A 14148-nucleotide genomic window follows, 5' to 3' on the forward strand; every position below is an offset into this window, starting at 1 on the left:
GCCATGTCGGGCTATGTTAAAATAATTAAAGTGTCTCGAGAGGAGGTAGGGGATGAATCGGTTCATCCGGAATTCTGGTTTTTATTTGATTCTTTTTTTAGTTGTGGTGGGGATAGTCCAGTTCGTCAGCAATGGCGGCGAAGCCACCGATAATCCTAGATATGATCAGTTGCGTGCAGCGATCAAAGCCAACAATGTCTCTGAATTGACGGTTCAATTCAACGGTCAAACGTATCTCGTGACCGGTCAATACAAGAAGGCACCTGATGGCGCCAAATCAGAAAATTTCTCAACGTATATTCCTCCTACGGATGAGGCAATTAGTGAGCTTGTAGCTGCAAGTGAAACTAACAATTTCCAATATCATCAGGAGCCAATGAAAGGTGACAGCATCTGGTTGACGTTGCTGACTTCCTTTATTCCTTTGATCATTATGTTCCTGCTGTTCTTCTTCCTGTTTAATCAGGCTCAAGGCGGCGGCGGTAAAGTAATGAACTTTGGTAAAAGCCGTGCTCGTCTCTACAACGAAGAGAAGAAGCGGGTTACATTTGAAGATGTTGCGGGTGCTGACGAAGAGAAACAGGAACTTGTTGAGGTTGTAGACTTCCTCAAGGACCCTCGTAAATTCGCAGCAGTAGGTGCGCGGATTCCTAAGGGCGTATTGCTCGTAGGGCCTCCAGGTACCGGTAAAACATTGCTCGCTCGTGCCGTAGCCGGTGAAGCGGGTGTACCATTCTTCACTATTTCAGGTTCCGACTTCGTGGAAATGTTTGTCGGTGTCGGTGCATCACGTGTTCGTGATTTGTTTGAAAATGCGAAGAAAAATGCCCCATGTATCATCTTTATCGATGAGATTGATGCTGTAGGACGTCAGCGTGGTGCTGGTCTCGGTGGTGGTCACGATGAACGTGAACAGACACTCAACCAGTTGCTCGTTGAGATGGACGGATTCGGAGTTAACGAAGGTATTATCATCATAGCCGCAACGAACCGTGCAGATATTTTGGACCCTGCCTTGCTGCGTCCTGGACGTTTTGACCGTCAAATTACGGTTGACCGCCCTGATGTAAGAGGTCGTGAAGCTGTCCTGAAAGTACATTCCCGTAATAAACCACTGACCAACGATGTGAAGATGGATATTATCGCGAAACGTACAACAGGTTTCTCCGGTGCAGATTTGGAAAATCTCTTGAACGAAGCGGCGCTGATTGCAGCACGTCGTAACCGTAAAGATATTTCCATGAAAGAAGTCGACGAAGCGATTGACCGTGTTATTGTTGGTACGGAGAAGAAAAGCCGTGTCATCAGTGATCGCGAGAAACGCATTGTTGCTTATCATGAAGCAGGTCATACCATTGTAGGATACTTCCTGGAACATGCCGATATGGTACATAAAGTGACCATCATTCCGCGCGGACGTGCGGGTGGATATGTAATCATGTTGCCAAAAGAAGACCGTATGCTGGTTACCAAGCAGGAATTGCTGGATAAAGTAACCGGACTTCTCGGGGGTCGTGTAGCTGAAGAATTGTTCATCGGAGAAATTGGTACTGGTGCATACAGTGACTTCCAGCAAGCGACAGGTATTGTTCGCAGCATGGTTATGGAATACGGTATGAGTGAGAAATTGGGACCTATGCAATTCGGAAGTTCACAAGGACAGGTATTCCTTGGTCGGGATATCGGTCATGAACAGAATTACTCAGATTCCATTGCTTACGAGATTGATCAGGAAATGCAACGCTTTATCAATGACTGTTATGAGAAGTGTAAGGACTTGCTTGTTAAACATTCAAAAGAGATGCACCTGATCGCTCAAACTTTGCTTGAGGTTGAGACTTTGGAAATGGATCAGATCAAGCAATTGATCGAAACAGGTTCTTTGACTCCAAAAGCAGAGAATGACAATGATGGTGAAGGCACACCAACTGAAGGCGGAGAGCCAATCATCGACACCATCGGTGATGTGCGTGTTCGTATTCAAGGTAAAGATGAAACGCCTGAGCCACCAGCCGGAGATATTCCAAACGAAGCTCCGAATCTGGAAAAGGGTAATAACAATAACCCGGATGATGGCGGAACGAAGCCAACGTCTTAATGCACAATACATCTGGCTATAATAGCAGGTGAAATCAAGAGAGCCCTCGGGGCTCTCTTTTTTTATCCATTATTTTAAAAGAGGATAGATAAAGATAAACGGGAGTTAGATGGCGAACCAGTTAGCAAACAGGTGGTTACAGCGCTGTTCCGGGCCTTTTTCATTTATTGACAGAGTCGTGAACGTTGTGTAAATTAGTTGTTAAACCGCTTGTGATTCGTTTCTCAAGCGAAGATAACGACTTAGGTTAGCCCACGAAACAGCGCATGACGCTGTCCCGATAAAGGAGAGGATCACAGGTGGAAGCTCTGGCTTTAGAGCGCAAGGCTGAGATGAACCGCGAGCTGCGTGAGCGGCTTATGGTGTTGAAAAAGGAACGTAATGCCATTATTCTTGCCCATTATTATCAACGTGACGAAGTACAGGAGGTTGCCGACTTCCGTGGAGATTCATTTCTGTTAGCCCAGAAGGCAGCACAAACAGATGCGGATGTGATTGTTTTCTGTGGTGTTCATTTTATGGGTGAAAGCGCTAAAATTCTGGCGCCAAATAAAACAGTTATTATCCCGGACGAACGTGCGGGCTGCCCAATGGCAGATATGGTGAATGTGGATGGACTACGCAAATTGAAAGCACAACATCCTAATGCCAAGGTGGTTACGTATATCAATTCCTCGGCTGAGATCAAAGCAGAGACTGACATCTGTTGTACATCAGCGAACGCAGTCCGGGTTATTCAATCGGTGGATTCCGACGAAATTATCTGGGTACCGGATAAAAACCTGGGACATTATGTGCAGCAGCATACAGACAAGAAAATGATTATCTGGGAAGGTTACTGCAACACTCACGATATGCTTACAGTCAAAGATGTGGTGGAGATGAGAGCCAAGCATCCAAATGCAGAGTTTGTTGTCCATCCAGAGTGTCGCCCTGAGGTTGTAGAAATGGGTGATTTTGTAGGCAGCACAACAGCTATTCTGGAGTATTGCAAAAATTCATCAGCGAAGGAATTTATCGTAGGTACCGAAGATGGTACAGGATATCAGCTTCGTCTGGATAGCCCGGATAAACAGTTCCACTTTGCTACCAAGTTCCTCGTATGTCCCAACATGAAGGTGAACAACTTGAAGAAACTGGTGAAATGCCTGGAAACGATGAAGCCGCAAATCTACGTGCCACCGGCCGTTGCCGACAAAGCCAGAGAATCACTAGAGCGTATGTTGTTGGTAAAATAGGATGCGCTACTCTTGCTCCAAGACAGGTGAATAACATGATACCGCAATATTTAGTTGATTTCGATCTGTCTGCGCTACCCATGGTAGAGACGGATGTACTGGTTATAGGCTCAGGGATTGCTGGTTTGTTTACTGCCATTAAGGCAAGCGAACAACAACGTGTATTAATGATCACGAAGAAGTCATTACTTGAAAGTAACACCAGATATGCGCAGGGAGGCATCGCTGCGGTTATTGCTGAGGATGATTCGCCTGCTTACCACTTGCAGGACACACTTGTAGCAGGAGCGGGCTTATGCCGCTCCGAAGCGGTAGAGGTATTGGTGAATGAGGGGCCGGACGGAGTGAAGGAACTGATTCGTTTGGGTACTTTATTTGATCTGGAGAACGGCGAGTTGGCGTTGACGCAGGAAGGTGCGCATAGCCACCGCCGTATTTTGCATGCTAACGGAGATGCAACAGGATATGAGATTGTACGTGCGCTTGCTGTTGAAGTGAATGAGCATCCCGGGATTGAAGTTTGGGATGAGCATTTTGTTGTTGACCTAATTACGGATCGAGATCGAGGGGAATGCATTGGCGCTCTGGTTCAGAAGGATGACGGATCGCAAGTGTTCGTGAAGGCACAGGCAACCGTTCTTTGTTCTGGTGGGGCAGGACAACTGTACCGATACACGACGAATCCCGATGTAGCTACTGCCGATGGTGTAGCCATGGCTTATCGGGCTGGGGCTATTGTTCGTGACATGGAATTTATCCAATTCCACCCCACCTCTCTATGTTACCCTGGGGCCCCGCGTTTCCTTGTGTCAGAAGCCGTACGCGGCGAAGGAGCATATTTGCGCAATGTGAAGGGTGAGCGCTTCATGGATCGTTATCATGCCCAGCTTGAACTGGCCCCACGAGATATCGTGGCACGAGCGATTGTTAGTGAGATGGAGTCCACCAACAGTACCTTTGTGTACTTGGACATTACACATGAACAGCCAGAGATGATCAAGCATCGGTTCCCTACCATATATGAGACTTGTATGCGTTATGGATTAGACATGACAACGGACTGGATTCCCGTTGCACCTGCTGCCCATTACATGATGGGTGGAGTGAAAACGGATTTAAGTGGAGAGAGCAGCATCTCCCGATTATTTGCTTGTGGCGAGGTGTCTTCTACAGGAGTGCATGGAGCCAACCGCCTGGCAAGCAATTCTTTATCAGAAGCGATTGTATTTGGGCGGAGAATTGTTGATCGTATTCAATCTCTCCCTCCGCTTGGTTTATTACAAGCAAGAGGGGCTAAGCCTTCATCTGTGGACATGAATAACATGAATAACATGAATAGCAAGATCATGAAAGAGCAAAAACCTATATCTGAAAGACGTTTACGACTACAGAAAATGATGGTTCGTCAGGTAGGCTTGCGCCGGAATGGTGAGGACCTGCAGAAGGCCATGGACAAGCTGCAACAGGAATTGCAATTTTTTGATCAGACACTCACGCATAAGGAAGAGCTGGAGTATGCCAACCTTCTGACCTGTGCCTGGTTAGTTACCAGCGGGGCATTACACCGCGAGGAGAGTCGGGGGGCTCACTATCGAGAGGATTTCCCGGCGCGTGATGATATCGTGTGGCAGAAGCATAGTCTGCAACAGCGAGAACAAGCGATTGTGGAGGAATTGATGTCATGATACTGAATGGATATAATGAAGGGCTTATCGAATCGATCAAAAACTGGCTTCGTGAAGATGTTGGTGCAGGTGACGTTACAACGAGTGTGACGATCCCGGCAGGCAACCAATCCAAGGCCATTATACACGCCAAAGACAATGGTATTATTGCAGGCATGACCGTAGCTGAACTTGTATTCCAGGTCGTTGATCCTGATCTTGTATTTACACCGAAGGTAACAGACGGAGACAAGGTTAGCCATGGCACAATTTTGGCTGAGGTAGAGGGAAGTACACATTCACTGCTTACGGGGGAACGACTGGCACTTAACTTGCTGCAACGTATGTCCGGAATAGCTACGCGTACGCGTGCCTACGTGGATGTGCTGGATGGTCTTGAGACCAGGCTCGTGGATACACGTAAGACAACGCCGGGCCACCGACTACTTGAGAAATACGCAGTGCGCGTGGGTGGCGGAGCGAATCATCGATTTGGACTGTACGATGCCGTTATGATTAAGGATAACCACATCAAGGGTGCAGGCGGAATCACCGAGGCGGTACAGCGTGCGCGAACCGTTATCCCACATACGATGACGATTGAAGTGGAGACTGAAAATCTGGAGCAGGTGAGAGAAGCCTTGCAAGCCGGGGCAGATATCATTATGCTGGATAACATGCATCCAGAGCGGATGCGTGAAGCGGTTGAACTTATTCGTGAACAGGCTCCTCATGTGAAGGTTGAAGCATCCGGTAACGTGTCTCTTCAGACCATTCGTGGTATTGCAGAGAGTGGTGTGGATGTAATTTCGGTTGGCAGGTTAACCTATTCCTTTGAGAGCCTGGATATTAGTCTGGATTTAAATGAAAAGAAAGAGGGGTGAACCTCTTTGATTCTAGTTGTAGACGTGGGGAACAGCAATATGGTGCTCGGCGTATATCAAGGCCGGGAATTGCTGCACCACTTTCGTCTGAGTACATCACGTCAGTCAACAGTGGATGAATACGGCGTATTGATTTATAATTTATTTCATATGTCCGGCATCAGGGCAAGTGACATCGAAGGTGTCATCATCTCATCTGTGGTTCCGCCACTGGTGAATGTAATCGAAGCGATGTGTGAGAAGTATGTAGGCAAAAAAGCTTTGCTCGTTGGGCCTGGTATCAAAACTGGCTTGAATCTGCGATACGAGAACCCTCGTGAAGTGGGTGCAGATCGTATTGTTAATGCAGTGGCAGCCGTTGAGAAGTATGGCGGCCCTCTCGTCGTGGTCGATTTCGGTACCGCAACGACTTTTGACTGTATTGACGAGAAAGGCCACTATCTGGGGGGAGCTATTGTACCTGGCATTCAGATCGCCACTGAAGCGCTCTATGAGCGGGCATCCAAGTTGCCTCGTATAGAGCTGGAGAAACCTAAAAAGGTTATTGGCCGTAATACTATTCATGCCATGCAAGCAGGTATTATATATGGCTATGCAGGGCAGGTAGATGGTATTGTAGAACGTATTCGCGAGGAGATGGGAGCGAAGCCCCGAGTCATCGCGACGGGTGGTCTCGCTACACTTATCGCAGAAGAAACCCGTAGTATAGAGGAAGTTGATCCGCTGCTTACGCTTGAAGGGCTGCGTATTATATATGAGCGGAACCGGGAAAGGTGAGCATAGTGACGGCATACAGCGGGCTGAGATTACAGCTTAAGTGTTGTGCCGTTTTTTCTGTGTTACGACTATTATGGCGATACGCCAAAGGAGGCTGAATGACTTGGAAAACAACAACAAGCATGACCGGTTAATTCGTGGTACAGCAATGAATGGAAAGGTAAGAGCCTTTGCTATCCAGACTACGGAACTGGTTGAGGAACTACGCAGAAGACACGATACGTTTCCCACGGCTACAGCAGCCATGGGGCGTACGGTTACAACAGCAGCCATTATGGGTGCAATGCTCAAAGGTGAAGAGAAGTTAACGATACAAGTCAACGGTGATGGGCCCATTGGACAGATTGTAGCTGATGCCAATGCGAAAGGCGAAGTACGAGGATATGTTTCTAATCCGCATGTACATTTGCCAAGTAATAGTATGGGTAAACTGGACGTTGCAGGCGCAGTTGGAACGGAAGGTTTCATCAACATAACGAAGGATTTGGGGCTGAAAGAGCCATATCGTGGCAGTGTGCCTATTATTTCAGGAGAACTGGGCGAAGACTTCACGTACTACTTTGCTCAATCGGAGCAAACCCCTTCTGCTGTAGGTGTTGGTGTGCTCGTTGATACGGATAATTCCGTTATTGTCTCAGGTGGATTCATTATGCAGCTGTTGCCGGGATTGACAGATCCAGAGATCACGGCGATCGAAAACGCCATTAGTACGTTGCCGCCAGTGACGACGTTGCTGGAGCAGGGACTTGAATTGGAAGAGTTGCTTCGCCGATTGTTGCCAGATGTACAAGTGATGGAAGGATTGGATATTCATTTTAGCTGTGAGTGTTCACGTGAGCGGGTAGAGAAGACACTAATCAGCCTGGGCCAAACGGAGATGGAGCAATTAATTGAAGAAGAGGGCCAGGCTGAAGTGGTCTGCCAATTCTGTAATGAAGCCTATGACTTTAACAAAGAACAACTTGAGACCATCCTAGAGCAAGCCAAGAACTGATCTATGCGGGGACGGGATGCGGAATGACAAGACAGGAAAAAGGGTTGTGGACGGCTGTAATTGTCTTGACGCTAGGTATGCTGGTCATGGGTAGTGTGATGGCTATGCATGGTCTCAGACAGGGCAAAGACGAGGCAGATGCGTCTCATGATGCCAATACGGAAGAAGGAAGCACCGTAGCGACGATCAACGGAGAAGTTATCACGGACAAAGAGTGGACCGATGCGCTGAAAAAACGCTATGGCAGCGAGTTATTACTCCAGATGTTAAACCGTAAAGCAGTATTTGCCGAAGCAATTGAACGCAAGCTGATCGTCACTCCCCAAGAGATTGCAAGAGAACTTGCCGCCGCGATGGATGGGTACGATTCAGAGAAATCATATTTTGACGAAATGAAGTCCCAATTGGGTCTGTCGAAACAGGAGCTTGAGTTGGAAGCCGGTTACAGGCTGCTGCTTGAGAAAATTGCAACGATCGGCATACAGATCAAGGATGCAGATATTGAGCATTACTGGACTGAACACCGTGAGGATTACGTTTCCCCCGAGAAATATGACTTATCCATCATCGTAGTGAAGGAAGAAGAGGAAGCCGATTCCTTACTAGATGCGTTGGAGAAGGGGGAAGACTTTGAAGAAGCTGCTCGCAAGCAATCGACAGACAGCTTCTCTCGTGATGCTGGTGGCAGGCTGGGATGGATTGAGCGGAATGATCCATTCCAGTCAGAAGAAATCCTTCAACTTGCTGCCGGGCTGGATGTAGGCGATATTGCCGGACCGGTTCGAGTGGAAGAAGGTTATGTTATTATCAGACTTAATGATAAAGAAGAACGCCAGGTGCAATCTGCCGAAGAAGTCCGTGAGGAGATTCGAATGGAACTGGCTCTGAGTCAGGCTGATCCGTTGCCGCAGGTAGAGCAAATGCTGCGTAACAAGTATGAAGCCGTAATCCTGTCCGAGATTCCTGCCTCCTGAATGCAATGGAAAATATTGTCTCGTACTGCTGCATCTTGATAAAAATACTCTGTCTGCGGTCTTAGGGCCAAAGGCAGAGTATTTTTTTTGAGTACTCATATTGACAATAAGGGTTAACGTTGATAAGATAAAAATAATAAATACCTACTCGTTTACTCGGATATAAAAGATTTATTTATGAACAAAGAAACTTTCGGAAACCTCCGCCCTGTCTAGAAATCTTAGCAGTAAGGGATAGGATCAACAGGATTTCCGCAGTTCTTCTATAACAGCTAGAGGCTATCGGCCGCACAGTATAGGTTAACAGGACTCAAGTTTTATTCATCCACTAAGGAGGGCATTCATATGGCTAAAGTAGTTAATAACGTAACAGAACTCATCGGAGGTACTCCGCTTGTTCGTCTGAACCGTATCGTACCTGAAGGCAGTGCTGAAGTATTCGTGAAGCTGGAGTACCAGAATCCAGGTTCAAGCGTGAAAGACCGTATCGCAATTAGCATTGTGGAAGAAGCGGAAAAAGAAGGCAAGCTAAAACCAGGTGATACCATTATTGAAGCAACAAGTGGTAACACGGGAATTGGACTCGCGATGGTGGCTGCAGCCAAAGGCTACAAGTCCGTTATTGTAATGCCTGAGACGATGAGCTTGGAGCGTCGTAACTTGCTTCGTGCGTATGGTGCTGAGCTTGTGCTTACACCTGGAGCTGAAGGTATGAATGGTGCTGTTAAAAAAGCCGAAGAACTGCTGAAAGAAAACCCATCCTATTTCATGGCTGAGCAATTTAAAAATAAAGCCAACGTGAAGATCCACCGTGAAACGACTGGCCCTGAGATTGTTGAAGCAATTCAATCTGTAGGCGGTACGTTGGATGCTTTCGTTGCAGGAATCGGTACAGGTGGAACAATTACAGGTGTAGGGGAAGTGCTGAAAGAAGCTTTCTCTGGTATTAAAATTGTTGCAGTTGAGCCAGCAGCTTCGCCAATTCTGGCGGGCGGCAAACCAGGACCACATAAGATCCAGGGGATTGGCGCCAACTTTATCCCTGAGATTCTGGATCAGGAAATCTATGATGAGATCATTCACATTGAGAATGATGATGCATTCGAGACGGCTCGTCAGGTAGCGAAGGAAGAGGGCATTCTGTCCGGTATTTCTTCCGGTGCGGCGATCCGTGCAGGTCTTCAGGTTGCGAAACAGTTGGGTGAAGGCAAGCGCGTGGTCGTAATCGTGCCAAGTAACGGCGAACGTTACCTCAGCACACCTCTTTACAACTTCGAAGGCTAAGTCTACAAATGACAAAACCAATCCTCCTTGCCCGTATGACGGGTATGGAGGATTTTTGGCGTAATGCTTTTAAAAGGGGCGACGCTTTAGTATACTATCAGACAATAGAACTAGCGACAGATGGAGGGCGGCACACCGCAATGACACACCTGATGACAACATACGCCGACTGGATGGAGTGGGCTGAACAAGGCTGGACCATGATGCCCTATATCACAAAGTCGGATGAGGGACCGTATCATGGCGGTTTACCGTTATCGTGGGAGGCAGCCTGGGAGCAGGCGTCACCATACGCAATTGTGCTGGAGAATGGCAAAGGCGGGAGATATACATTTCTGGGGTTAGACCCCGTATCCGTTATTTCCGGTAAAGGTCAAGAATCGGTTATTCATGATGTGACGCAAGGAACCACCTCGACGGACAGCGGTAAGCCGCTTGATGTATTGAAGAGATGGACTGCCCCATATAACGCACCCAAGGTTAATGGGGCTCCAGACTTTGGGGGTGGATACGCAGGTTATCTCAGCTACGATGTAGCAAGATCATTGGAGAAGCTTCCAGTCTTGGCTGAAGATAATCCGGCTCTACCGGATTATTGGTGGATGCGCTTTGAAGAAATATGGGCGTATGACCATGAGCAGCAGGCACTTTTCTGCATGGTTCATCTGGCTATAGAGCCTAACCGGAACGAAACGGATATCCGTAGTCTATATTCAGCGGCAGAAGCACGAGCGACAGCGATGCAGAAACGTTGGCTTCATATTATGGGGGCTGCACAGGCTGAGGAACAACAACAGGCACTGGAACGCCGCAACAAGCAGGTCAATCGTACCCCGCAGCCTGAAGATGCGGAAAGGGAATCGGAAGGATGGGAAACCTCCTTTCCCCAGGAGGACTTTGAACAAGCTGTGCGTACGGTACAGGAATATATCAGGCAGGGCGATGTGTTCCAGGTGAATCTGTCCTTAAGACAGGAAAAGCGTCTTCATTCGAGCGCTGAGCATATTTATGAATGGCTGCGCCTTGTGAATCCATCACCATATATGGGTATGCTGCGTAGTCCAGACTTTCAACTGGTAAGTGGTTCTCCCGAACTTCTGGTCAAAGTGGAGAATGGCAAAGTCAGTGCACGTCCCATCGCAGGGACCCGAAGAAGGGGCCGGGATAAAGCAGAGGATGAAGCTATGGCGGATGAACTGCTCAGCAGTGAGAAGGAACGGGCGGAGCATATTATGCTCGTTGATCTGGAACGTAATGATATCGGACGGATTGCAGCCTACGGTTCGGTTCATGTGCCTGAATTGATGACCATCGAGAAGTATTCCCATGTCATGCATCTCGTTTCCCAGGTGGAAGGCAGGCTGGCAGAAGGGTTATCCGTATTTGATGTGATCGCTGCGACATTCCCGGGTGGAACGATTACCGGAGCGCCGAAAGTCCGCACCATGGAGATTATCGAGGAACTTGAGCCTGTGCGGCGTGGGCCTTATACGGGTTCCATCGGGTGGATGGATTACAGTGGAAATATGGAATTGAACATCGTCATTCGTACACTTGCCATTAAGGACGGTATTGGTTATGTACAGGCCGGGGCAGGGATTGTTATTGATTCCGATCCATATCGGGAATACAAGGAATGCCGCAACAAGGCAAGAGCCATGATGAGAGCTGTGAATTACAGCGAAGAGGCGGAAGCAAGCAGAGCTATTGAACAAGAACAAGCGAAAAGAACAGAAGCTGTTAACTAAACTAAACTAAACTAAAATAAAATAAAACGAAGCAACCGTCACTTGTATTGACGGAAGATGAGGAGGAGCAGGCATATGATACTGGTTATCGATAATTACGATTCCTTCACGTACAACCTGGTTCAATATCTGGGTGAACTGGGTGAGACGGTGGAAGTTCGCCGCAACGACGAGATTGATCTGGCAGGCATAGAGGCACTGGCACCTGATCATATTCTGATCTCTCCGGGCCCGTGTACACCGAATGAAGCAGGCATTAGCTTGGCAGTCATTAATCATTTCAAGGGAAGCATTCCGATCTTTGGTGTTTGTCTGGGACATCAGTCCATTGGACAAGCGTTTGGTGGCAATGTCATTCGTGCGGAGCGCATGATGCACGGCAAAACATCCGAGATGCACCACAATGGGACATCGGTCTTTGCCGGATTGCCATCTCCATTCACAGCTACCCGTTACCACTCCCTGATTGTCGAGCGCAGCAGCTTGCCTGACTGCCTGGAGATTACAGCGGAGACAGCTGAAGGTGAAATTATGGGTTTGCGTCACAAAGAATATGCGATTGAAGGTGTTCAATTCCACCCGGAATCCATTATTACAGACCATGGTCATCAGATGCTTCGTAACTTTTTGTCCCAACAAGTGAAGGTATAACATGCAATATGCCGCGATAAATGGAGAGTTGGTCAATATGGCGGCGGCCGTGGTTCCTGTAACGGATCACGGCTTTTTGTACGGACTTGGACTGTTTGAGACGTTCCGGACGTATCAAGGTGTCCCATATCTTTTGGAACGGCATCTGGAGCGCATGGCCTCGGGGTGTAAGGAACTTGGCATTCCTTTTACAACGACCGCGGCAGAGGTGACAGGTTGGCTTCAACGTTTGATGGATGCGAACGGACTTCGGGATGCGTATGTGCGTTATACGGTATCAGCCGGTGAAGCACCGCTAGGCTTACCTTCTGGTGATTATTCGAAGCCAAATCATATTGTATTGGCAAAAGCATTACCTGAACCTTCTCCCTCTTTATATGAAAGCGGCAAAATGCTCCAACGGTTGTCTACACCTCGCAACACGCCCGAAGGAGAAGTTCGGTTCAAGTCGCTGCATTACATGAACAGCATTCTGGCCAAACGGGAGCTTAATGGATACGGTCAGCATGTGCTGGGTGCAGAAGGGCTACAATTAACCCGTGATGCTTATGTGGCTGAGGGTATTGTTAGCAATGTGTTTTGGGTACGGGAAAATGTGCTTTACACGCCAGCACTCTCAACCGGCATTCTGCCGGGTATCACGAGAGCTGTGGTAATGGAGATTGCCTCGCAGCAAGGAATTCCCTGCATAGAAACGCTAGCCTCTTGGGAGGATCTCCTGCAAGCAGATGAAATATTTCTAACCGGCTCGGTGGCCGAACTGGTTCCGGTGACAACTCTGCGGGATCAGGACGGAGCCGAAACGATAATTAGCAACGGACATATTGGCCCGGTTACAGCAGTCCTTCTGGGTATGTACCGGCAGAAAGCGGGGTATACTTCATGACACTTACACCTGTAATCTATGAACGGAACTATGCATGGGGGCCAGCTGAATTGAAGCTGGGTACAAGAACACAGATTATGGGCATTCTTAACGTCACGCCTGACTCGTTCTCGGATGGTGGACGTTATACCAACGTGGAGCGGGCGGTTGCCCATGCCAAGCAGATGATGGAGGATGGGGCGGACCTGATTGATATCGGCGGGGAGTCCACCCGGCCAGGTTCAGATATTGTGGGCGCCGATGAAGAGCTTAGCCGGATTATTCCGGTTATTGAAGCATTGCATCAGCAAGCCCCGGACATTCCGATATCGGTAGACACGTATAAAGCTGATGTTGCACGTCAGGCTATTCTGGCAGGTGCCCATATTATTAATGATGTGTGGGGTGCCAAGGCAGATGCAGATATGGCCCGCACGGCAGCAGAGCTGGGGTGTCCCATCATTCTGATGCATAATCGGCAGGATCGGAATTACACCGATTATCTGAGTGATGTCGTCATCGATTTGCAGGAGAGCATACAGATTGCATTAACAGCCGGCGTGAAAGCAGAGCAAATTATCCTGGACCCGGGCATTGGTTTTGTGAAGGATCTCGGAGAAAATCTGAAGCTCATGTCATCGCTCGGTTTGCTCAATGAAATGGGATATCCCGTTCTGCTAGCCACCTCACGCAAAAGATTCATCCAGAACACCCTGGATGTCGGGGCGGATGATGCGCTGGAAGGAACGGCTGCGACCGTTGCATTTGGCATTGCCCAAGGCTGCCAGATGGTTCGGGTTCATGATGTGAAACCGATTCGGCGGACGGCAGACATGTGTGATGCCATGTTGTATGCTTCTCCGGGTATACGGAGGAAATAATGTGGCGGGTCCCTGGTGACCCGTCCAGTGGAAGCGCAGCGTTTTTCAAAGGCGAAGCTAAGGCATAACTTCAAATAGATTAAAATTTCA

Annotated in this window: 12 protein-coding genes; all 12 read left to right on the forward strand. The window is 48.2% G+C overall.

Annotation, left to right across the window (positions count from 1 at the left end):
• The first annotated feature begins 52 nt into the window (after nt 1-52).
• Nucleotides 53-2098, forward strand: a complete 2046-nt coding sequence (gene ftsH, locus MHH25_RS00305) for an ATP-dependent zinc metalloprotease FtsH (RefSeq protein WP_340018848.1) — start codon at nt 53-55, stop codon at nt 2096-2098.
• Nucleotides 2099-2397: 299 nt separating this feature from the next.
• Entirely contained in the window at nt 2398-3336 is a 939-nt protein-coding gene (nadA, locus tag MHH25_RS00310) for a quinolinate synthase NadA (RefSeq protein WP_036606114.1), read from the forward strand.
• Nucleotides 3337-3371: 35 nt separating this feature from the next.
• On the forward strand, nt 3372-5021 hold the full coding sequence (gene nadB, locus MHH25_RS00315; protein ID WP_340018849.1) for an L-aspartate oxidase: 1650 nt from the start codon (nt 3372-3374) through the stop codon (nt 5019-5021).
• Entirely contained in the window at nt 5018-5884 is an 867-nt protein-coding gene (gene nadC, locus MHH25_RS00320) for a carboxylating nicotinate-nucleotide diphosphorylase (protein WP_338707453.1), read from the forward strand. The genes nadB and nadC overlap by 4 nt, the downstream gene beginning before the upstream one ends.
• 6 nt (nt 5885-5890) lie before the next feature.
• Nucleotides 5891-6661 (forward strand): type III pantothenate kinase, encoded by a 771-nt coding sequence (locus MHH25_RS00325; protein ID WP_036606111.1) that lies wholly within the window; start codon nt 5891-5893, stop codon nt 6659-6661.
• A gap of 73 nt (nt 6662-6734) precedes the next feature.
• Entirely contained in the window at nt 6735-7655 is a 921-nt protein-coding gene (gene hslO, locus MHH25_RS00330) for an Hsp33 family molecular chaperone HslO (RefSeq protein WP_338707454.1), read from the forward strand.
• Between the two features lie 23 nt (nt 7656-7678).
• Nucleotides 7679-8629: a peptidyl-prolyl cis-trans isomerase gene (locus MHH25_RS00335; RefSeq protein ID WP_338707456.1), complete on the forward strand. Its 951-nt coding sequence runs from the start codon at nt 7679-7681 to the stop codon at nt 8627-8629.
• A gap of 345 nt (nt 8630-8974) precedes the next feature.
• A complete protein-coding gene (gene cysK, locus MHH25_RS00340) occupies nt 8975-9913 on the forward strand; it encodes a cysteine synthase A (RefSeq protein WP_036606108.1) in 939 nt (312 codons plus the stop codon).
• A 140-nt stretch (nt 9914-10053) separates the two neighbouring features.
• Entirely contained in the window at nt 10054-11661 is a 1608-nt protein-coding gene (locus MHH25_RS00345; RefSeq protein WP_340018850.1) for an anthranilate synthase component I family protein, read from the forward strand.
• Between the two features lie 75 nt (nt 11662-11736).
• The gene (gene pabA, locus MHH25_RS00350; protein WP_076320273.1) at nt 11737-12312 is read left to right on the forward strand and encodes an aminodeoxychorismate/anthranilate synthase component II; all 576 of its coding nucleotides are present in this window, start codon (nt 11737-11739) and stop codon (nt 12310-12312) included.
• 1 nt (nt 12313) lies between these two features.
• Complete coding sequence (locus MHH25_RS00355) at nt 12314-13198, forward strand: aminotransferase class IV (RefSeq protein ID WP_340018851.1); 885 nt, start codon at nt 12314-12316, stop codon at nt 13196-13198.
• Complete coding sequence (folP, locus tag MHH25_RS00360; RefSeq protein WP_340018852.1) at nt 13195-14058, forward strand: dihydropteroate synthase; 864 nt, start codon at nt 13195-13197, stop codon at nt 14056-14058. Before MHH25_RS00355 ends, folP begins: the two co-directional genes overlap by 4 nt.
• Nucleotides 14059-14148: the final 90 nt, after the last annotated feature.

The sequence above is a fragment of the Paenibacillus sp. FSL H3-0457 genome (genome assembly GCF_037981725.1).
GTDB lineage: Bacteria > Bacillota > Bacilli > Paenibacillales > Paenibacillaceae > Paenibacillus > Paenibacillus amylolyticus.